General features: G+C 43.7%; 22 protein-coding genes. 7 read left to right on the top strand and 15 right to left on the bottom strand.

What is annotated here, in order from left to right:
* Positions 1 to 18: 18 nt before the first annotated feature.
* Positions 19 to 894 carry a sterol desaturase family protein gene (locus G337_RS0124315; RefSeq protein ID WP_157619459.1) on the bottom strand — a complete coding sequence of 292 codons (876 nt, stop codon included), beginning with the start codon at positions 892 to 894 and terminating at the stop codon, positions 19 to 21.
* Positions 895 to 1,017: 123 nt separating this feature from the next.
* Between G337_RS0124315 and G337_RS0124310 the strand changes: the two genes are divergently transcribed.
* Positions 1,018 to 2,307, top strand: coding sequence for an imelysin family protein (locus G337_RS0124310; RefSeq protein WP_028866157.1), 1,290 nt, complete (start codon positions 1,018 to 1,020; stop codon positions 2,305 to 2,307).
* A gap of 67 nt (positions 2,308 to 2,374) precedes the next feature.
* Positions 2,375 to 3,835 carry a di-heme oxidoreductase family protein gene (locus G337_RS0124305; protein ID WP_028866156.1) on the top strand — a complete coding sequence of 487 codons (1,461 nt, stop codon included), beginning with the start codon at positions 2,375 to 2,377 and terminating at the stop codon, positions 3,833 to 3,835.
* 96 nt (positions 3,836 to 3,931) lie between these two features.
* Here G337_RS0124305 and G337_RS27310 read toward each other — a convergent pair whose 3' ends face one another.
* The 4 genes from G337_RS27310 to G337_RS0124285 form a co-directional block, all read right to left on the bottom strand.
* Entirely contained in the window at positions 3,932 to 5,536 is a 1,605-nt protein-coding gene (locus G337_RS27310; RefSeq protein ID WP_051303590.1) for a BCCT family transporter, read from the bottom strand.
* A 102-nt stretch (positions 5,537 to 5,638) separates the two neighbouring features.
* The gene (locus G337_RS0124295) at positions 5,639 to 6,754 is read right to left on the bottom strand and encodes a mandelate racemase/muconate lactonizing enzyme family protein (protein ID WP_028866155.1); all 1,116 of its coding nucleotides are present in this window, start codon (positions 6,752 to 6,754) and stop codon (positions 5,639 to 5,641) included.
* Between the two features lie 48 nt (positions 6,755 to 6,802).
* The gene (locus tag G337_RS0124290; protein WP_028866154.1) at positions 6,803 to 7,978 is read right to left on the bottom strand and encodes a UxaA family hydrolase; all 1,176 of its coding nucleotides are present in this window, start codon (positions 7,976 to 7,978) and stop codon (positions 6,803 to 6,805) included.
* A 3-nt stretch (positions 7,979 to 7,981) separates the two neighbouring features.
* On the bottom strand, positions 7,982 to 8,326 hold the full coding sequence (locus G337_RS0124285) for a UxaA family hydrolase (protein ID WP_028866153.1): 345 nt from the start codon (positions 8,324 to 8,326) through the stop codon (positions 7,982 to 7,984).
* A gap of 225 nt (positions 8,327 to 8,551) precedes the next feature.
* Here G337_RS0124285 and G337_RS0124280 point away from each other — a divergent pair, with 225 nt between their 5' ends.
* A complete protein-coding gene (locus tag G337_RS0124280) occupies positions 8,552 to 9,205 on the top strand; it encodes a GntR family transcriptional regulator (protein ID WP_028866152.1) in 654 nt (217 codons plus the stop codon).
* A gap of 88 nt (positions 9,206 to 9,293) precedes the next feature.
* Here G337_RS0124280 and G337_RS0124275 read toward each other — a convergent pair whose 3' ends face one another.
* The 3 genes from G337_RS0124275 to G337_RS0124265 all read right to left on the bottom strand — a co-directional run bounded on the left by G337_RS0124275 (position 9,294) and on the right by G337_RS0124265 (position 12,276).
* Positions 9,294 to 9,977 (bottom strand): SDR family oxidoreductase, encoded by a 684-nt coding sequence (locus G337_RS0124275; RefSeq protein WP_028866151.1) that lies wholly within the window; start codon positions 9,975 to 9,977, stop codon positions 9,294 to 9,296.
* A gap of 24 nt (positions 9,978 to 10,001) precedes the next feature.
* Positions 10,002 to 11,348: a BamA/TamA family outer membrane protein gene (locus G337_RS0124270; RefSeq protein WP_028866150.1), complete on the bottom strand. Its 1,347-nt coding sequence runs from the start codon at positions 11,346 to 11,348 to the stop codon at positions 10,002 to 10,004.
* A 289-nt stretch (positions 11,349 to 11,637) separates the two neighbouring features.
* Entirely contained in the window at positions 11,638 to 12,276 is a 639-nt protein-coding gene (locus tag G337_RS0124265) for a LysE family translocator (RefSeq protein ID WP_028866149.1), read from the bottom strand.
* A gap of 567 nt (positions 12,277 to 12,843) precedes the next feature.
* Between G337_RS0124265 and G337_RS0124260 the strand changes: the two genes are divergently transcribed.
* Together G337_RS0124260 and G337_RS0124255 are read left to right on the top strand one after the other, a co-directional pair.
* The gene (locus tag G337_RS0124260; RefSeq protein WP_028866148.1) at positions 12,844 to 13,287 is read left to right on the top strand and encodes a pullulanase-associated domain-containing protein; all 444 of its coding nucleotides are present in this window, start codon (positions 12,844 to 12,846) and stop codon (positions 13,285 to 13,287) included.
* 394 nt (positions 13,288 to 13,681) lie between these two features.
* Complete coding sequence (locus G337_RS0124255; RefSeq protein WP_028866147.1) at positions 13,682 to 14,818, top strand: glycoside hydrolase family 18 protein; 1,137 nt, start codon at positions 13,682 to 13,684, stop codon at positions 14,816 to 14,818.
* A gap of 251 nt (positions 14,819 to 15,069) precedes the next feature.
* Here the strand turns inward: G337_RS0124255 and G337_RS0124250 are convergent, their stop codons facing one another.
* Positions 15,070 to 15,312 carry a DUF6868 family protein gene (locus G337_RS0124250; RefSeq protein WP_028866146.1) on the bottom strand — a complete coding sequence of 81 codons (243 nt, stop codon included), beginning with the start codon at positions 15,310 to 15,312 and terminating at the stop codon, positions 15,070 to 15,072.
* A gap of 319 nt (positions 15,313 to 15,631) precedes the next feature.
* Here G337_RS0124250 and G337_RS0124245 point away from each other — a divergent pair, with 319 nt between their 5' ends.
* Entirely contained in the window at positions 15,632 to 15,874 is a 243-nt protein-coding gene (locus G337_RS0124245; protein ID WP_028866145.1) for a DUF2789 family protein, read from the top strand.
* A gap of 84 nt (positions 15,875 to 15,958) precedes the next feature.
* On the opposite strand, the gene G337_RS0124240 is transcribed toward G337_RS0124245, so the two are convergent.
* The 4 genes from G337_RS0124240 to G337_RS0124225 all read right to left on the bottom strand — a co-directional run bounded on the left by G337_RS0124240 (position 15,959) and on the right by G337_RS0124225 (position 18,098).
* The gene (locus G337_RS0124240; RefSeq protein WP_028866144.1) at positions 15,959 to 16,834 is read right to left on the bottom strand and encodes an EamA family transporter; all 876 of its coding nucleotides are present in this window, start codon (positions 16,832 to 16,834) and stop codon (positions 15,959 to 15,961) included.
* Between the two features lie 130 nt (positions 16,835 to 16,964).
* Positions 16,965 to 17,099 carry a hypothetical protein gene (locus tag G337_RS29460; protein ID WP_281170240.1) on the bottom strand — a complete coding sequence of 45 codons (135 nt, stop codon included), beginning with the start codon at positions 17,097 to 17,099 and terminating at the stop codon, positions 16,965 to 16,967.
* Between the two features lie 45 nt (positions 17,100 to 17,144).
* Positions 17,145 to 17,372: a LysR family transcriptional regulator gene (locus G337_RS27305; RefSeq protein ID WP_051303588.1), complete on the bottom strand. Its 228-nt coding sequence runs from the start codon at positions 17,370 to 17,372 to the stop codon at positions 17,145 to 17,147.
* A gap of 81 nt (positions 17,373 to 17,453) precedes the next feature.
* Complete coding sequence (locus tag G337_RS0124225; protein ID WP_028866143.1) at positions 17,454 to 18,098, bottom strand: protein-L-isoaspartate(D-aspartate) O-methyltransferase; 645 nt, start codon at positions 18,096 to 18,098, stop codon at positions 17,454 to 17,456.
* 270 nt (positions 18,099 to 18,368) lie between these two features.
* Here G337_RS0124225 and yqfB point away from each other — a divergent pair, with 270 nt between their 5' ends.
* Positions 18,369 to 18,698, top strand: coding sequence for a N(4)-acetylcytidine aminohydrolase (gene yqfB / locus G337_RS0124220; RefSeq protein WP_028866142.1), 330 nt, complete (start codon positions 18,369 to 18,371; stop codon positions 18,696 to 18,698).
* A 303-nt stretch (positions 18,699 to 19,001) separates the two neighbouring features.
* Here yqfB and G337_RS0124215 read toward each other — a convergent pair whose 3' ends face one another.
* Together G337_RS0124215 and G337_RS0124205 are read right to left on the bottom strand one after the other, a co-directional pair.
* A complete protein-coding gene (locus G337_RS0124215) occupies positions 19,002 to 19,238 on the bottom strand; it encodes a hypothetical protein (protein ID WP_028866141.1) in 237 nt (78 codons plus the stop codon).
* Between the two features lie 280 nt (positions 19,239 to 19,518).
* Complete coding sequence (locus G337_RS0124205; protein WP_028866140.1) at positions 19,519 to 21,429, bottom strand: methyl-accepting chemotaxis protein; 1,911 nt, start codon at positions 21,427 to 21,429, stop codon at positions 19,519 to 19,521.
* Positions 21,430 to 21,469 lie beyond the last annotated feature (40 nt).

Raw genomic sequence — 21,469 nt, 5'->3', positions numbered from 1 at the left:
TCGAACTGTAAGCCGCTTTTATCGGATTCCCAGCCACTGCTGTTTAAAAGTTTGCCTATTGAACGAGCTTTGATCTATACCAAAGACCTTAACCTGCTCATCTTTACTTAGCATTAAGGTGTTAAACCAGGTATCCCATATCGACAGCGCTGAGCCGAAGTTTTTATCAAAATGCCTGCTCCGGGCACTATGATGAATCTGATGCTGCGCCGGGCTGATAAATAACCGTTCCCATTTTCCAAAACCTAAGTACACCGGACTATGGCGCAGGTTACTGCCGGCCAGATTAAATATAAATACAAACAGGTTCACCCCAAGCAGATCAAAAACACTAATGTTATTTTTAAACAGATAGATAAACAGGCCGCTGAGCAGAGAAGCCGTTATTAAACTTCGCAGTGCATTAATAAACAGCTCAACCGAGTGGATACGATACAGGGTTAACGGCGTCAAACTCGATGCACTGTGGTGCACTGCATGAAAGCGCCATAGAAAGGGAATTTTATGAAACAGCAGATGTACGAGAAACTTGCTGAAATCGTGTCCGGCAAATAAGGCTAAAGCAAATAAGCAGGATAAAGACAGATCACTGAGTAGAAAAAAATTCCCGCTTCCGAATACAGCAGTTAATAAACGCTTAACCACTAAAGCCAAGCTGATCTGCATAGCAAACAACGGCAGGATCAGCAGTTTTGTTAAAAACTGATTAATAAACAGCCAGGCAAGATCCATTCTGCTTGAGGCGTTAAACCATAGCTCAGCTTTAAAAGTCACTCTGCGCTTAACAAAAAATGTCAGGATCAGGCTGCTGAGCAGATACAGCCAGTAAATACGCTTCTGTGCATCAAAAACAAAAAACAGCGCTCCTGCTGCAGCTTCAATCCATTCCAACAAAATCCAGCCTTATAAAAAAGTCATAGCAAAACACTTGATTTTGCAAATAATAATCAATACCATCCAGCAATACAAATAATTATCATTTGCGCCATGACATAAATCAACAAGGATGAACATTTAATGTTAACTAAAAAAATATTTTCTGCGGCTCTCCTCTCTCTATCCGCAGCAGGGGCATCTGCCTCTTTTGCAGATCACAGTGTTAATAGACTACCGGCGGAGCAGACTGTCAGTGAACCCCAGATCAAAAACAATTACATAAAAATGGCTCGGGCCGCTTATACAGACTCATTAACAAGCGCGCAGACACTGCAGCTGTCTGTCCAGCAGTTATTAGCCTCTCCAACAGATAAAAGCTTAGCAGCGGCAAAAGCAGCTTACAAAAGTGCCCGTATTCCTTACCAGCAGTCAGAAATCATGCGCTGGGATACAGATATCACCTTAACAGCAGGTCTTGATAAAGACGGCGGTCCTGCCAGTGTTGATCAGTGGGAAGGTCAAGTAAACGCCTGGCCTTTAGATGAGCAGGCTATTGATTACGTCCAGGGTAATAATAATGCCGGTATTATCAACCAGAAAAATGCAGCGCCGATCAGCATCGATTATTTAATCGCGCAAAATGGTGTCGGCGGTGAAGCCAATGTAACCACAGGTTTTCACGCGATTGAGTTTCTGCTTTGGGGGCAGGATTTAAACGGAACAAAACCCGGAGCAGGTGTACGTAATGTGAACGATTTCCAGACAGACGGCAGCGGCAGATGCACCGCAGCCAACTGTGACCGCCGCCGTGATTATTTACAGGCGGCAGTGCAGCTGCTGGTTACTGACTTAACGGTGATGAGTAATGAATGGAGCCCGGCGGCTAAAGCTGTAGAAGGCACACTGGCTTATAACTTTTATCACTCCGACGATGCTCTCCGCCAGATAATATTTTCAATGAAAAACATGGCCACCGATGAATTAGCATCAGCACGTATGAATGAAGGGCTGGAGGGATTAGATCCTGAGCAGGAGCATGACTGTTTCAGTGATTTAAGCCACGTTGCGGTCTATTACAACTTTCAGGGTATCCGTAACGCATTTTACGGCGGTTATAAAAAAACTGACGGGCAGATAGTCAGCGGCGCGGGCATTGCAGATTACATTAATCAGCAAAGTCCGGCACTTTATAAAGAGTTTGATAAGGCTTTTAACAGCATAGAAAAAAACATGGTCATTGTTTTTGATGCCGGCGAGAAAAGCCAAAATCCCATCCGTTTTGATCAGATTATCGGCCAGAAAGAAAGTGCGCCGGAAAGAAGCGCGGCAGTCAGCGCCGTTCATCAGTTAGTTTCATTACAAAGCTCTTTTGATGATCTGCAGGAACTATTATCACTGCAGGCATTAACCCTTGACGGCTCAGGTGATTAATCAATTTCTGTAAACATTTTCTTCAGACAGCCGCGGCTGTCTTTTTGCTTTTCCAGGCTGCTAAATTATGAACAAATTATTTCTTTTATTATCGTTAATCTCAACGGCAAGTTATGCACTAGATCAGAAGCAGCATTTGTCTGCCGGTGAAACCAGTGTAAACAGCACTAAAGCTTCGGCTTTTTCGCAGCATTCAGCGAATATGAAAAATGTAAAAAGCATTTTAAAATTCAACGGCGGCAACAAGTTCTTTGAAGAGCCCTGGGCACAAAGTGCCGGCTCTGTCAGTTCGCAGGACGGCCTTGGTCCGTTATTTAATAATAATGCCTGTCAGGACTGCCATGTCCGCGACGGCCGCGGACATGCATCCGCCGCACCGAAGGGGCAGCGCGGCTTAGACTTTTCAACTATGCTGCTGCGTCTTTCAAAGAGCAGCCTAAGCGAAACCCAGCAGCTCAAAATAGATAAATCACTAATAGCAAATGTCGGCGATACCTGTATCGGCGGTCAGCTGCAGGATCAGGCTAATTTCGGCATCCGCCCGGAGGCTCAGCAGCAGGTCAGTTATCAGTATCAAACTGTTACTTTTACCGACGGGTTTACCGTGGAGCTGCGCAGACCTGTCTGGCATGTCAGCGCAAACGGCTGTGAAATTGATAACGACAGCGTATTATCTGCCCGTATTGCCCCGCCGATGATAGGTTTAGGCCTGCTTGCGTTGATCGATGAAAAACATATTTTAGCTAGGCAGGATATTGATGACAGCGATAATAACGGTATTTCCGGTAAAGCAAACCTGGTCTGGTCAATTCAAGAGCAGCAGGTTACTTTAGGGCGTTTCGGCTGGAAAGCAGGTCAGCCGACATTAAGACAGCAGGCGGCCGGCGCCTTTTTAGGCGATATGGGCATCAGCAGTGATTTCTTTGCAGAGCAGAACTGTCTGCCGCATCAAAGCGCCTGCCTTAACGCAGAAAACGGTAATGGTGATATGGTTAACCCCGATGCCGGTTATGAAGTTTCCACTAAAATTCTCGATAAAGTCGCTTTTTATTCACATCATTTAGCGGTACCGAAACGCCGTAATGCTTATGCGCAGCAGGTCTTACAGGGTAAACAGGTTTTCCAGGAACTTGGCTGTGCTCAATGTCATAGCGAAACTTATACAACTCAAAAAAGTGTTGAATTTCCAGAACTTTCTGAACAGAAAATTTACCCCTACACGGATATGCTGCTGCATGATATGGGGAAAGATCTCAGTGATTTTGATAAGCACAGCAATAGTGTCAACGGCAGTATCAAAGTGGAATTCTTAGCTCAGGCCAACGAATGGCGTACCCCGCCGCTGTGGGGAATAGGTCTGGCCAAGACTGTTGATCCGCAGGCGGCTTTCCTGCATGACGGCAGAGCAAGAACGATTTTAGAGGCCCTGCTGTGGCACGGTGGTGAAGCACAAAAAAGCAAAGATAAACTGTTAGAAATCGACAAAAATAAACGCACCGCCCTGCTGGCCTTTCTACAGGATTTATAATCCTCATTAATCCTTGTCTGCTGATGCAGCTAAGCACAGAGCTCCCCTTTCTACACATACATATTCAAGGGGAGCAGTTTCGGCAGCCGTTTTATATCAGCTGTTAGCAGCGGCTGGATCTATAACCACAGTTTCCTGAGCCTTCTCTATCACGGTTTTCTGCACCTGAGCAGTCCCGCGGATCTGAGCTGCTGACAGTTCACCAAAGTCTTCTTTTATCCATTTACAAAAACCGTAAAGCATTGTGAAGATAACCATAGTCAGCGGCAGAGATGTCACTATCGCTAATGTTTGTACGGTATTTAACGGTGCATCGATAAACATCATGGTCAGCGGCACAGAGGCAAGCACTACACACCAGAACATACGCAGTACAGTCGGCGGATTGGCATTTTCATCCAACTGATTGGTCGAAGTCGCCGCCAGGGTAAATGATGCAGAATCCAGTGTGGTTGCCAGAAACAGAGTAGACATAACAATAAATATGCTGATAAAGATTGAGCTCATCGGCAGCGTCTGCAGTACAGCAACTACCGTTGCCGAACCGCCGTTTTCAGTAATTGATTTAGTGACATCAATAAGCTCAGTTAAATGAACATTCATACTGAAGCTGCCGAGAACACCAAAGAAAATAAAGCAGCCGGCGCTGCCGCCGATTACCATACTGAAAATAACTTCTTTAAGCGTACGCCCTTTAGAAACTTTAGTGACAAACAGCGCCATAAACGGCACATAAGTCATCCAGTAAGCCCAGTAAAATACCGTCCATGAGGTTGGGAATGTTCCGCCTTCAACGGGATCTGTCCATAGACTCATGCGGATAAAGTTCTGCAGCATTAAACCGTAACCGTTAGTCATCTGACTGATAATAAATGATGTCGGCCCGACCACTAGGATCAGCAGCACAAAAATAACCGCCAGCTTAGTATTCATATCACTGAGCTTAGCCATGCCTTTTTCAATACCGACATAGGAGCTGATAGAAAATAAAGCGGTGATAAACAGCATTAGTCCGACATTCATGGCAAAACTGCTTTCAACCCCCAGCAAACTTGCAATGCCTTCTGTCACCATAGGAACACTTAAGCCTAACGTGATGCCCATTGCGCCGACACAGCTGAAGATAAAAATAGTATCGATAATCCTGCCGACAGCAGCATTGTAATATTTCCCCATAATGCTTTCACAAACAGCACTGAGTTTAAGCTGCGGGTTTTTCTTTACATGGAATGAGTAAGCAACCGGTAAAGAAGCAATACAGTACAGTGACCAGGCTGTAATGCCCCAATGGAACATATTATAGCTGGTTGCCCACTCTGCGGCTAAGGGTGTATACGCTTCAACTCCCAGCGGCGGCGCCATATAATAATAACCCCACTCAACAAATGCCCAGTACACAGTAGCGGAGCCGAGACCGGCACAGACCATCATCGCCAGATAAGTAAACTGTGAATATTCCGGCTTTGCACTGCCGAGTTTTATTTCTCCGTATTTACTCAGTGCTATCCAGGCAAGAAAAATCACGCTGAAAAATCCAAAAAGTAAAAAAAGCTCTCCAAACTGATTGGTTAAAGTACTGAACAACTGAGCGGCCACTGCATTTCCCTGCTCCGGATAAAGGGCCAGCCCGAAGACCACAAACAGAATGACCGACAGGCTTATCGCCATTAACGGTTTATCCAGATTTCTTTCATTATTCATAACATATACTTCCTTATAGTTGTATTTGATTAAGCTCGACAGCAGGCCCGGATGCATCCAAAACCGTAATACCTGCATGGCGAAAAATTTATCTATACTTTCTTAAACTTTGTATTTTTCAATCACATCCTGATTAAGCTCGATCCCCAGTCCCGGAGCATCCGGCACAGGAACATAACCCTCTTTAAATAACAGCGGGTTACTGACTAAATCGGTAAACAGCGGACTGCTGCTTTGTGAGTATTCCATTAACGTACCGTGTTCGCTGGCGGCTAAAAAATGTACGGAAGCAGCCAGTAAAATTCCGGTGCTGAATCCATGGGGAATAAGCTGAGTGCCGTTGAGCTGGGCAAGATCATAAATCTTTTTCATCTCGGTAATACCGCCGCAGCGGGTAATATCGGGCTGAATAATGTCGACCTCAGCCTGTTCTAAAAAAGCCTTGAATTCATAGCGTGTAGTTAATGATTCTCCGCCTGCCAGTTTGGGCTGAATTTTTCGCGACAGCCTGGCGTAACCAGCCAGATCATCCGCCAGCACCGGCTCTTCAACCCAGTTAAGATTAAAAGCTTCTAACCTTTTGCACATCTGCGCCGAATGACCGGGAGTACGCCACTTAGAAGCAAGATCAATCTGCACTTCAATATTTTCCCCCACCGCTTCACGCACATTACGCACTATCTGATAATCAACTTCAGGATCATCCCCAAAAATACCGCCGCCGAATTTAATACTGGTGAATCCCTGTTTAACCAGAGCGGCCGCTATTTCACGGTTATTCTGCGGCTCAGAATCCGGAATAAAGGTGCCGTAAGCGCGAATTTTGTTCCGGTATTTCCCTCCCAGCAGGGTATGCACCGGTACACCGTAAAACTGACCGGCAATATCCCAGAGCGCAATATCAATGGCACTAAGCGCGTGAATTCCAGCTCCGCGGCGCCCCATATAATTTGAAGCCCAGTACATTTTGTTCCATAAACGTTCTATTTCTAAGGGGCTTTCACCTATCAGCAGTTCTCGTAAGCCGTAGCAGTACAAGTTGGACTGTGCGGTTTCAATACAGGCTTTTATAACGGCCGGAGAGCTGTCTGCTTCGCCGATGCCCGTGAAACCTGCATCTGTATGTACTTTAACGATCACCGCATCTTCGCCCCACTCAGAGGGCTGGCCGGCTTTTGGTACTCTTAAACAAATAACTTCTATATCGGTAATACGCATCTTATTTCCTTGAAAAATGACTCTAAAAAGACAGCTGAGCTGTTTTTATTATTGCGGCTCGATACAAATGACTTTTTCTAAACGCTGCTCTTTCTGATAAAGGGTACAGTAGGAAAAACCAATATCTTCTATGGCGGTTGCCTGCCCCTGCGCCACCTTTTCTAAGGTATCCATAATGCGCTCCGCACTAGAAGTGATGCTTTCACTGCCGCTCATAATAGCGCTGACATCAACATCAATATCTTCGCTGATCTGCGATGCGTTACCGCTGATCCGGATCACCGGCACAATCGGGTTATTAAAACCTGCACCGCCGGTTGTCCAGAGAATGACCTGCGCACCAAGGGAGGCAAAGTGCATACCTGAACCGCCGCAGAGATGCGTCGTTTCAGAAAGATACATACCCGGGCGAGTCGGACGCTGGGTCATTTTTGAGTTGATTTTTAGAATGTCCTGAATAGGACGCGTTCCGGTTTTGTGCAGCGCACCTATGGCTTTTTCTTCTAAGGTTGTTAAACCGCCGACACTGTTGCCTATGCTCATGGTTTCAATTTCCGTGCCTGCAATATGCCAGCGCTTCTCCTCTTCACTGATTAACTGTTCTATTTTGTCGGCAACCTGAGGAGTAACTGCACGCGAGCGTAAAATATCTTCACAGCCGATCAGTTCAATTAACTCTCCGGCAATACAAGTCGCACCAAGATCGACAAGCTGATCTGCGGCTCTGCCGACGGCCGGATTTGAAGCGATACCGGAACTGGTATCTGATCCGCCGCATTTAATGCCGACAACCAGCTCATTAAACGGGATTTTCTCAGCAGTAATCTGACTGGCACTAAAGGTCAGCTGCTTTGCTAATTCAATACCTTTAACAATGGTAATGCGTGTACCGCGTGATTTAATAACCGGCAGACAATGAACCGGTTTTCCGGCACCGCGGATCTGCTCTGCCAGCAGCTCAGGATCAATGCTTCCGCAGCCCATATTCAGAATTAAAGCGCCGGCAACATTTGGATTAAGGGCGGCACCTGTCATGGTATTGATTAATTCTTCATTACCGCCGTACATACAGGTGTTGTAATTAGTAACAACAACAGTACCTGGAACTTTCTGGCTGATAGCACGGGCAATGCCGTCGGCACATTCATCGACGGCTAGAATAAGCACCTGGTTACGAATTCCCGCCCGTCCGTCAGGGCGGCGGAAACCTAAAAAATGTTTCATGCTTTATTCCTCAATCTGCATCTGTTCAATAATGCTGTTAATAATTGTCTCTGGTATATCAATACGGGTACTGCGTACATTCTGTACATGCACTAACTCACCTTTAGGTATGGCTTTAACTGCAATCCCTACTGCATAACCAGCTTTATAAATCAATGCGTTATGTGGTATTGTCTGTACCGCTATTTTATTACCAAAGGTAATCGCCTGTCTGCTGCAGACAGTGGCTTGTATTTCGCCGCTGTCGTCAAGAATGTCAACGGCCTGCTCTTTACTGATATCTGTCAGTAAAGTTGCAACGTTATCTTTCTCTGATAACAAAATGGCTTTATTCGAAGGTCTATCCATAAATCCTCATACTTTGTCGATTGTCCGACAATCTGCAATGTGAGCGCTTATTGTAATGACTTGTCAGCTAATAAATGAGATGTTGATCTTGTTTTTAGGCTGTTAATAACACTTTGTCGGATTGTCGGACAATCGTCACGTTTTTTCCATTGTGATTATTGCTGATTAATCCGTTATTATTAGCGGTAATTATGTGAGCTACTCATGCAGGGCGATAAACAAACAATGAAAATAGTAAAACAAAGTTTAGAAGAGCAGGCAGCCAGCTATCTGCGCGAACTGATCCTTAATGGTAACTACCAGATGGGTCAAAAACTGGTAGAAAGCACACTAGCAAAACAGTTAGAGTTATCCCGCAGTACTGTACGTATGGCATTAAATACTCTGGCACATGAAGGACTGGTAGTACAAAAACCCTATATCGGCTGGCAGGTAATTAATCTCACTGAAAGTGATTTATGGGAGCTTTATCATTTAAGGGTCGCTTTAGAAACCCGTGCGGCCTGGCTGGCGGCTGAGCAGATAACCGAGCAGGGAAAGTCACGCCTTAATGAGCTGATGGCTTATTATCTCGAAGCAGGTAAAACCGCAAAGGTGAGTTCCTATCAAATAAGTAAAATCGATTTAGACCTGCACACATTAATCGTCGAACTTAGCGGCAATCAGCGCTTACAGCAGATTTACCGTAATGTGGCTAACCAGATCCGGATCTACTTTAATATCGACCATGCTGATTATGATCTTGAAGAAAGCGCACTAAGCCATGTCCCGTTAGTACAGGCTATCTGCTGCGGTAACAGCGAAAAAGCGCAGGCACTTGCGGAAGAAAATATTACCACTTATAGAAAAATTGAAGAGAAATTCCGGGAACAGCACTAGTCAGCTGCTCAGCGGCTAAAAGAATAGAATAAACAGGGGCTGTTTTTAAACAGACAGCCCGTTTTTATAGCGGTAAATTGTAAAGCACCTACTCCAGTTCAACCTGAGGCCGGAAAGTAAGCTCATGTACCACCACATCTTCAGGATTACTGAGCAGCTGACTGACCATTGCAGCGGCACTTTGCGGCTGCATATACTGCGGACGCTCCTGTTCACGAAATGTCGTATTGATACCGCCGGGATAAACAGCCGTTATCTTGATACCATGCGGCTGCGCTTCCTTCATTAACACGTTGTTTAAACCTGCAAACCCCTGTTTCATTGCCGTATAAATACTCATTGAGGCATTACTGCGTTTAGCAACTGTGCTGATAATATTAATAATATACCCCTGCTTAACAGGCAGCATATGCTGCATTGCTTCACGGCAAAGCAGATATGGAGCACGAAGGTTCACCGCATACTGCAGTTCAAACTCATCTAAATTTGTATCCGCAAGCTCACATTTTCGCGAATTCATTCCGGCATTATTAATCACCACGTCTATCTGACCAAGCGCCTGTTTTGCTTCGGCAAAAAGTGCTGCGACAGCATCCGCCTGACTAAGATCAAAACATTTTCCCAGACAGCCCGTTTGCGACATAAGCTCCTGCAGCTGTGTTTCATTCCGTCCGGTGGCAAAAACCTGATAGCCTTTTTTACATAGATCCAAAACCAGTTCCCGGCCCAGACCTTTTGTTGCGCCGGTGATAAGTATTGTTTGATAACTCATTTCTATATTTCCTTTAATTTCTCGTTAAAAAGGCTGATTAATCATAACCTGCATTGCAGTACCTTCATCACCAACTGCAATATCAAAACGTACGGGAACATTGGCAGCTAATGCCCGTAAACTAAAACCAACATCATATTTCATATCAGAAAGTAATGTGCCCAGTTCATACTGCTCTGCTACCCGCCCCGCTTCCACAAATAAAACCGTTTGAAACCAGTCAATTGAAAACGGACTCCAGCCTTGATCTTTCATCGGATTAAAAGACGGAATCAGGCGATACTCAACTGAGCCGTAGACAGCCGCTTTATCATTAAAACGGTTACTGTCGTAAGCGCGCATACGTGTCAAACCACCTAAACGTGCACCTTCCCACATCGGAGTCTGATTTTTATCCAGTACACCGTCTTCGTGCAGACTGCCGGATTTATCCCAGGACGGGGAATAAGCTGTCCAGACATTAAAAGCAAGCACCTGCTGACGGGTCCAGGAAAAATTATCCATTTCCAGAAAATAGCTGCTGTCCAGTTCAACTGCATTCCAGCTTTGCGTAGAACTGCCTAAGCCAAAGTCCGCTGACACTTTACCTTTTATACGGTAACCCCGGCTGGGATTAGCCGCATAATCGGTATTATCGTGCTCAATATACAGCCGCATTCCATTAGTGTTTAATGACGGCTGCTCAGCAAACTTATCAGCAGATAACTTGGCATAAAAAAACTCAGTACCGATAATAGTCTGACCGGTGCTGAAAGGGGCTCCGCCGCCGGCATCCCCCCGGTTAACCGCAATACCACGGTCTGACTTAATCACCGGCAGTACTGTATTACGACTCTCCCCCCAGGGTAGGACATAACGAAAATCAATATCAGCCCAGTTATTATGCCCCTGTGATTCCAGGGGCTGATAATCACCGTCAAACTGACGGGTATCATGGCCGCCGTCAAGGTATAAACGCTGCTTAGGATTATACATACGCACACCGACAGCACTGATAAAAGTACGCTTAGAAAAAGAGGGATTATAACCGTTGACAGCCAGCATGCCGCCGACGGCACGCTCTGTATCTGAGTCACTGGAATAAGCATGCTCAACGGGCATCTCTTCACCTGCAAGTACAGTGGCAACCAGGCTCATCTGCGGCTGAATAAAACCGCTGAAAATACCCGCGGCACCGGCAGTAAATCCCATGCTGTCTGAGCTGAAAGCATAAGGCAGCACAACCCAGTCTTTTTGTTTTGTGCGTAAAGGGTTAACCTTTTCAACAATATATTCAGCAGCGGCACTCTGCGGGCCGAACATAATGCTGACAGCAGTAAAAAAAACAATCGCAGATCGTTTTAATAAGCGCTGCATAAAGTAAATACTCATATAGTCCATAACTGTTTATATCACGCGCAGACTCTAAATGAAGTCTCGGATAAAAAAACTGACGAAAATAGGAAGACATAAAAACGAAGTTGTTTTTGTTAACATTTTTCAAGTCATGTTAACAAAAAGAGGTTTATAAAAATAGCAGAGACAGGCGTTTAACAACTGTCAGAGCGTCAAAAAAAGACAAAAAAGTCAGCGACATCAAAAAATTGCAATATACCCGTTATCATTCAAGATGCAAAAATCAGCATTTTGACTGGTAACGGGTATAACAGCGCGCTTCAATTCAAAGCGAACGTTCGCTGCTCAGCAGCTTGACAGCTAAGAAAATCAGAACAGTCCCGGTCAGCCCTTCCATCCAGGCCATCGCAGATGAACTTTGAAAGAGCTTTTTAGCAGAATTAACTGCACCAGCCAGTCCGCACTGCCAGAGCATAGCAATCACAAAATGAACAGCAGCCATGCTTAATGACTGCGTAAATGCAGAATGCGCAGGATCAATAAACTGCGGTAAAAATGCCAGGTAAAAAACAGCCGTTTTGGGATTAAGCACATTGGATAAAAAACCTTCGCGAATGGAACGTCCTGCGTCAAAAACAACAGTCTGGTTAACAGCTGTTTCCATACTGTTTATGCCTTTTATTGAAGCTTTAATACTATTTACACCCAGCCAGATTAAATAACCAGCCCCTATCCATTTCATAATTTGAAATAACTCGGCTGACTGCAGCAGAATAGCGGAGATTCCCACGGCTGAAAATAAAGCGTGAACAAATAAACCTAAACAAATACCCAGGCTGGTTATACAGCCGTCTACACCTCCGGAGCGGCTGCTGTTACGCACCACCAGCGCAGTATCAAGTCCCGGCGTTAAGGTAAGCAGGGTAATTGCAATCAAAAAGGCCTCAAAATTTAAAATATGCATCCGTTCAGATCCCGGGAGTCTAATATCATTACTGCTTAGTTATACCAATAACAAAGAGACAGAGCAAAGCTAAATTAAATTGTACTGACCTTAAATTACCAGCAGCGTTGTTAGAGTTTCTATTTTAATCACTCAACAATAATATTAATAGTTCTGCTGTTAACCCTGCTTTGAATTATTACAGCATAAATGTAAAGGATAAAAGTTTCGCAGGTGAATATAACAAAAATCATAAAACTTAATTTTAAGCATTAAAATCAACAAGATAAAATGTAAACGTTAACACTAGAAAGAGCATAAATTTTATTGTTTAGAAAAATTAAATAATGAGATCTGTAACTAAACAACGATCACTATTTGCAGAAAAACGGCCTGTGCTGGTTTTGTAACCATCTAAAGTTTGCATTAATCTAAGTCAATCTAAACTGACAGAGATGCAGATTTAGATGGGCTGTCAAATACTAGTCAGGACAGAAGGATCTGCCTGCTTAATACTATAAATATAATAAACTTTTGCCGGAAGCTTTGCAGCGGCAGAAAAACAACTAGAAACTATGAGGTTCAATTATGAAATTAAGACTTTTAATCGCTGCAGTCGCAGCATTCGCAATCGCCGGCTGTACATCTACATCTGACGACGGTGCAGCAGCTGTAGAAGCAAACACCAACATTCCTGGTTTATACACGCCGGGCCCTACTGAAGCCGTTATCTATTACAAACGTGAAGACGGTGAATATGAAGGCTGGGGACTACACCTTTGGAGCGGTGACGTAACACAGGAAACCAGCTGGGGATTCGCATTTCCTCTAACAGGCATTTCTGAAAAATACGGAGCGTACTACGTAGTACCTTTAAAAGATGCTGACTGGGACTCTTTCAACTTTATCGTACACCAGGGTGATTCAAAAGACCTGGGCGGTTTAGATCACTCTTTCTACCGTGAGAAATTTGGTGTAGATGTATTCACCACACAAGGCAGCTCTGAGCTGGCAGCCGATCCAGCTATGTAAATAAACTGACTGGGCCGGGTTTTGCCGCTTACAGGCAAAAGGAGATACCCGGCCCGCAAATTTTCTACTGCAGTTTACCTGTCGCCCTTACAATAATATCTGTTTAATATTTACACCTCCATCCCCTGTTTTTACTGCTTAACTTGTCAGGCAAGTGTTTCAATCACATTATATAAAATCAAACTCTCTCAACTTAATTTTTCGGATGAAGTTCACAGTTATTTTTAACTTGTCATTTGTTTTCAAGTGGTTACAAAGCCAGACGCATCCTACCTCGAAAGGTTTACAAAGATAAGCAAGTGCTACTTTGTGGGTATAAGATTGATGTTTTTGTATTGTTCCAAAATTAACCGCATCGTATGATTGCCGTCCACACAAACCATGAGGAAATAGAATGAAAGCAATCAAGTTAGCCGGCTTATTATGCGGTGCATTGGCATTATCAGCATGTAATACAGAAACAGTTTATGTTGAAGTTGAAGAAGAGATTATCTTACCAGATCCGATCGCAGGCCCGGAGTTAATCAGTGAATTCAGAAATATGGTTTATGTTTCTGTGGGACGAGCAGAGTATTATGACAGTATGCGTACGGTTCTGCCTCAACAGGTAGAAGCTATCACTGACGTGCTTATTTCATTTGCTAACCCGACTAAGAATGCCGATGGTGAACTAGAGGAGTTTAATGACGAGCAGATCGAAGATATTGAATACGTTATCGACCTATTCCGCAGAGAAAACCCGGATGCACGACTGTTGATGGCCTTTGGCGGATGGCGTCATGACTCTAGTTTTGATCCGGTTTATGAGGCGATTGCACGCGATGATGAAGCACGAGCGACCTTTATCGCAAACGTTATGGCGCTTGTTGAAGAGTACCAGCTTGACGGTGTCGACATGGACTGGGAATACCCGCGTGTTGAGTATGCAGACGAATACGCACTGTTTACTCGTGAACTGGCAAATGAGCTGCATATTCAAGGTAAATACTACACAGCAGCTGTTATCGGTGTAGAAGACAAACCAACTGACGATGGTGACGGTGCGGCTTACTTAGACAGCGTATTAGTTGATTTAGACAGCATCCATCTAATGGCTTACGATATGGATTTTTCCAACCACTCTACATACGAGCATGCTGAAGCGGCTATCGATTACTGGGTACATGAGCGCGGTGCCGATCCTAAGAAAGTACTGCTAGGATTACCAGCATACTCTCGTCCGGGCTGGCAGGACTTCCGCTTTATCACTGCAACACCCGATAACGGCGGTTCACCACACGGTCATCCAAATAATGCTTGTCAGGATACCTTTATCCATGATGGTGAAACCAACTACTACAATGGTTTACCACTAATCCAGGAGAAAGTTCAACTAGCTATGAATGAGTCTCTAGGCGGGGTTATGATGTGGGAAGCTGCATTAGATAATTCAAATCCTGAACTGTCAATCATCGCAACGATTGAGAACTATGTTAGCCAGAACGGCATACTGAACCACTGTGAAATTAATGGTCTACCATTAGCGCAGTAAGTTTGCCCGCTTTTTAAGTTATAACTTTAATGAAAAACAGCTCATTATCTCAGGTGAGCTGTTTATACCAAATCCACTAATTTTCTATTCATTGATGCTTGTTAAAATGGACGCTAGCTTCGTTCTTGATTTTGTAATTAGAATAACTAGTTACTGCAGTCAACGCCTTGCTTTCATCCATTTTTCCTACGCCTAAATAGATCATCTAATTAATGGAATTGCTATTATTTTCCAGCACACGGTTCTACAACCTATGCGGCAATACGTAGTGCAATATAGGGCACAATATTAAAAACAAAAATACATACCTTAAAAAACAGCATACCTGCATAATGAACTGCGTCGAACCTCTCTACTGACAGCTTCAGCCACCTGCAGTGCACCCGATATACAAGATCATGCGCCAGTGCCAGCCACAGTACCCAGAACAATAGAAGCATGATATTAATCAGCGCACACCAGACTAAAACGTCACAAATCAATGTAATGGTCATTATTGTTTCTCCTTTGCATAATTAACAACTCATTCGTATAAATAATAGTTTCTATGCTGCAGACATCTATGCTTTTAAGGATCTGAAAATGAATAAAACTAAGCTTACCTGCGGAGTAAGTACTACCCTATTATCTCTATCGATAAATAACTGCATTAACCTTATTTCACCTCAAACAGCAGTCTGCATTTTTCTGTTCTATATTCTAAGAGGCAGATAATTAAAAGAAGTATTATGAGTTAGCTGAGGTCCAGCCTAATAACAACAGCGGCGCGCGACTATTTATCATTTGACGGTTTCACTTTAATGAGAGGTTATAATGGAAATGCAGAATCACCCTTTATCTTCACTGTTTGATCAGTTAGGTCTGGATAGTTCAGAGCAGGATATTTTCGATTTTATTACTGAATACGGCCCTTTTCTGCGAACGGAAGAGCTGCATCATGCGTGTTTCTGGAGTGAATCACAGGCGGCTTTTTTAAAAGAAGCTAAGAGTGATGATGCCGACTGGGCAGAAGTCGTTGATCAGTTAGATGCCATGCTGCGTGCTAAAGAGGAGTGACTATCCCGTTTAGTTCTGCTGCATAGAATATTAAAAATCATAAAGCTGACATAATGTCAGCTTTTCGGGGTGCTGCAGTATTTGTTAAAGCGGCAGCCGATTTTTATTTAATCTGCGTTTCCTGTCTAACCATTGATTTAATAATAACGACAGAACAATCAGCGTACCTCCGGCTGTTAAGCGCTGAATATCCGCATCGTGATTCCAGATCAGTAAATTAACTATAATACCCGCGGGAATAAGCAGATTATTCATCACCGCCAGTGCGCCGATATTTACTAATGTCGCGCCTTTATTCCAGGCGAAATATCCCAGCCCCGATGCAATAGTCCCAAGATAAACCAGCACGCCCCACTGCAGAGTGGTAGCAGGAAGTTTTTCACTGTTACCAAAAACAGCATAACAAACGCCGGCAACCATTAAAGCACCGATAAAAAACCAGGCAAAAACAGTCTGCTGTTTTAATTCATGCTTACCCAGAAGGCGTTTGTAACTCACCTGTCCGGCAGCAAAACACAAATTGGCGGCTTGTACCAGGAAAAAGCCAGTAATGAAATCCGCATCAACACCGTTATAACGAATAGCAGCCGCACCGGCAGTTGCCAGTAAAGCGCTTAACATAAAGTGCGGATGAAACAGACCTTCGCAGGCATCATTAATCAGGGTGACATAAACAGGTGTCATCACGGTAAACAGAAGTACTTCCGGCACTGACAGAAACAAAAAGGACTGATAATAGAAAACATACATCAGACCTAACTGAACCGCGCCGATAGCCATCAGTTTCACAGCTGCCGCAGCTGAAACTTGACGAATCCGTAAAAACGGAAGAAAAACCAGCGTCGCTAACGCGATACGCATCAGCACCGAAAACCACGGATCGACCTGCCCCGCTAAATAAACACCAATTAAACTAAAAGAAAAGGCCCATAACAGGGTCACCGACAATAAATACGGCATGTAAGACAACCTATTGTTAACAACAGAAAAACAGGCGCACAGTCTACAGTAGAAAAAGGCTAATGAAAGCAGGTGATTTTATTACAATCTGGATAAAATAAAAAATGCCCGACAAACGGGCACAGTAATACTAATGCCCCGCAATAATATAAAAGTAATAAATCATCGAAGCTGCAATACCGATATACATCAATACCGGCGCGGTTGCCGCCGTAGGAATCATAGCTTCCAGAGGGGGCAAAAACAGCGTCAACGCAAAATACATTACCGTCACCAGTGCAGTTAAACCGGCTCTCCCGCCCGCTTCAATCTACGCAAGAATATTTCTGGCAACAGTGCGGAACTGGCGTCCGGTAGGAGTTAAACAGACAGGATTCTTGGAACGGTTAATTAATATTTGTCCGACGCTGTTTTCAAGCGCACGAATGGGGCGCCCGAATGCCGGCTGAGTAATATGCCGAGCTTCAGCCGCCCGGGAAAAGTTCCTCAATTCAGCTAACATCAGAAAATCCTGCAGCCACTTGATATCAAAGCTCATCTGTTATCTCTGTAAAAGTAATAATCACATGATACATGCACTAAAATAACAGGCAGAATAAACTTCAGATCATTTACACGCCTACAAATTATTTTCTTGAATTTTCCCGGTCATAGCAACAAATCTAACTTGAGATAGCACCTGTGTTTCTATCTGGTTTTCCGGCCGGCGGGTAATACGGTATAAAACCTGCTGCAGTGAACCGACAGGAATAACCATATGTCCGCCGATACTCAGCTGTTCAATCAAAGCCTGTGGTAATATATCAGGAGCGGCAGTGACGATAATCCGGTCAAAAGGCGCCTGTTCTGACCAGTCATTTAAACCGTCCCCGCATCTGCTGTGTATATTGTGATAGTTAAGCAGCTGCAGAGTCTGCCGTGCACGTTCCGCCAGCTCCGGCACTATTTCAATGGTGTAGACCTGGTCGACTATTTCAGCCAGCACAGCTGTCTGATAGCCGCAGCCGGTACCTATTTCCAGTACTTTATGATGGGCCTGCAGCTGCAGCTGCTCAGTCATTAATGCGACAATATAGGGCTGCGAGATGGTCTGATTTAAACCAATCGGCAGCGGAAAATCACCATAGGCTTCACTGAGCAGCCGCTCACTGACAAACAGATGCCGGGGAACTGTATTCATGGCCTGTAAAACGGGCTTACTGCTGATACCGCGAGCGGCAATCTGCTGCACAACCATTAATTCACGAAGTGTTGAATATTCCATATTGCCTCAACTCGTCTTCTTTGTGTTTCGATTCAGAGAACTTTCCAGCTGTCTGACTAATTTATAGTGATCAATACAACAATAGTTTCAAAAGGACAAAAAACAAGAGCAGCCCGTAATGGTTTATAAACTCTGGCGATGATAAAATTGTTATTTAAAATCAACGGAAGATACTGATTTTTTATGCTTGAACCGGGCAGCCGGAGAAGCACAAGCGCCTTAAAAGAACTTGGCAAATATCAGTTAACAACTACTTAGATAGAGACAATAATGACAGACAAAACTATTCCAACAGAAATGCTCTTCTTCGCACGTTTTGAAGAAGATATCCTGGCCGGTAAAAAGACAATCACACTGCGCGATGAATCGGAACGTGATTATGTGCCGGGCAGCAGAGTGAAGGTATTTACTTTAGAAGAAGGCCGTGAATTCTGCAGCCTGGATATCATATCCGTTGAGCCGGTGCTGTTTGATGATCTAAACCAGTTTCATGCCGAGCAGGAAAATATGACTCTGCCGGTATTAAAAGAGTTAATTCAGGAAATATACCCGGGTATTAAACAGCTGTATATGGTGACTTATAAACTGGCAGACAGCTAGTCAGGACAATATAAAACCGCTGCCGCAGCGGTTTTATACTTATACCCATGTTACTTCAATATGCAAAGTCAGCAAGGCAAATTGTGCCGGGATGCTAGGCATAAAATTGAAGTATAGTTATTCTACATAGAGGTTTTATAACAACGCAGATTGGTGCAAGTTGCCTTGCCCTACGGGGCACTAGCTCGAAAAACAGCCCTGCGTTGCAACAATCGAAAAGTGAATAACAATTACCTCATATTGTGCCTTGCTCTGGTGTCCAAGCTAGCGCCTGACAAAGCATATTGAGGCAGCATGGGTATATTAATAACTGTAGAAATAAGAGTTACCGTTAGCACTGTTCATCTCAATAACTTCCACTTCAATTCTCTGTCCCGCGGTAAACTCACTTAAATCTTTATAACATTCAATATTGGCAGTTTCAGGTAAAGCTTCACCTTCACAGGGACGCAGACTTAAACGATGCTTTTCAGCCTGAAAACAAACCTGGGCAAGTATTTTTCTTGAATATAATGAGATGATATTTTCGCTATGCATCATTTTAGCTCTTCCTTATATATGGAAGTAAAATGTGTTTCAGCGGCTTGAAATTGTGGCTGGAAAATCTTGTACATGGAACGGCCTTATTGATTAAATTTAATAATAAGGTCCGTTTATTATCTGTGCTTGAAAAAATGAGCGGGCATTATACACAAGCAGAACTATTTTACGTTATAAAAACAGAATATTTAATCTTTGTTACATAAGATTCATACGGCAGTGTTTTCTGCCCTAAATACTGATGCAGACAGCTAAGTCTGCACCAACACCCGCATACTTTTTATATTTTAAATCGAGCAACCAGGCTGTCCAGGCTCTTAGCCATCGCGCTAAGCGATTCACTTGAAGATGCCATATCCGCTGAAGTTGTTGCACTGTTTTCAGTACTGTCGCTGATCGCATGAACATGAACATTAATTTCACTGACCACAACAGACTGTTCTTCCGTTGCTGTAGCAACTTGTGTATTAAGATCTGACAGCTGCTGAATGTTCTGTACTATTTCATTAAGTGCATCATTGGTCCGCTGCGCACCTGTCATACCGATTTCAGCTTTTTCTTTACTTTGTCTTACACCGTCTACTGCTAACTTAGAGTCGTTCTGCAGCAGCGTGATCATCTGATGAATTTCATCGGTTGATTCACTTGCCCGCTTAGCAAGGCTTCTTACTTCATCCGCCACAACAGCAAAGCCTCGTCCCTGTTCACCAGCTCGTGCAGCTTCAATGGCCGCATTTAATGCCAGTAAATTAGTCTGCTCGGAAATACTGCGGATCACATCCAGCACACTGCTGATAGCATTACTTTTATCCGCTAAAGATTCGATAGTAACAGAAACCGATTCCATATTTTCCGCCATCTCATGAATACTCTGCGTTGACTCTTGAACAACTAACTGCGCATCTTCCGCCTGAGTTGTTGCTTCATTGGTTGCATCGGCGGCATGGGTTGCATTAGCGGCAATTTCTGAAATGGTTGATCCCATTTCGCTAATTGCTGTTGCCACCTGCGTAGCAATATCACGCTGCCCTTCTGCTTCCTGTCTTGACTGGTCTGCACCTTGAGAAACTTTCTGTGATGCCTGACGAACGTCTGTTGAGGTTGCCGAAACATCAGCTACCACAGTATGGATATTACTAATAAAGGCATTAAAACCACGTGCCAGACGGGAAACTTCATCACTACCGGTCTCACTTAAGCGGTAACTTAGATCGCCTTCTCCTTCACCTAACTCTTTAAATACTTCAGCTAACTCATTAACCGGTCTGGTTAAACTTTTAGCTAAAATAATACTGATAAAGATAAACAGTACAACGATAATCACAAAGCACATCAGCATATAATTACGCGACTCGTTCAAACCTGTATAAAGCTCTGCTTTCGGCACTTCAGCCACAACATACCAGTCCAGACTTGATATATAACTGGCAGCCACAATCAGATCATCAGTTTCCTGAAATGCAAAACCCTGTCTGGATAAAAGTGACTGTACATTGATGTTATCGTATATTGCAGAAAGTTTAACTTTGTCGCTTTTCTCTTTATCTTTATGTACTTTTACCAGTCCCGTATTATCAACAAGATAAACGAATCCGGTTTCTTCAATCTTAAAGCTGTTTAAGTAAGCAACCATATCGTTAAATGACTTTGATACACCCGAAGTTCCTCTACCGTTAAGATCCTGGTAATTAACAAACACATTCACATCACCATTTTGTTCGGTATAAGTGCTTGCCGATTCAGCCTGACCACTGTTTTTAAACGCAAAAAACCAGCCGTCAAAATTATCGTTTTTAAGAACACGAAGAAACCCGTTTTGATTCCAGTACTTATAGGTTTCCCTGTCGGCAAAAGAAGCATTACTTAAATTATTATCCTTAGTAATGGTGCTGAGCATTTTAATCACAGCCGCTTCTTGAGCAGGATCTGCACCGCCGTTAACCCAGTCAAGAATAAACGGATTCGTTGCAATCGTTTGGGTCAGTACTTTCATTTTCGATATATCACCGTCAACCGCATTACGGACACGCTGCAGCAGGTTGGGTAAATCAGACTGCTGCAGTCGGGAAACAAGCAGATCTTTGGCTTTAGAGTGACCGACAAAACCCACCACACTAGTAGATATAATAACAGCCGTCAGCATGGCAATAACCAGTCTGTTTTGAATAGAAAGTGAATTTAAAAATTTCATCAGTACGTCCTATGTATAGCTTTGCAGGAAAATTATCATG

This window comes from Psychromonas aquimarina ATCC BAA-1526, assembly GCF_000428725.1.
Taxonomy (GTDB): Bacteria; Pseudomonadota; Gammaproteobacteria; order Enterobacterales; family Psychromonadaceae; genus Psychromonas; species Psychromonas aquimarina.
Note: the sequence above shows the minus strand (reverse complement) of the source record. Positions and strands in the feature narration are given on the sequence as shown.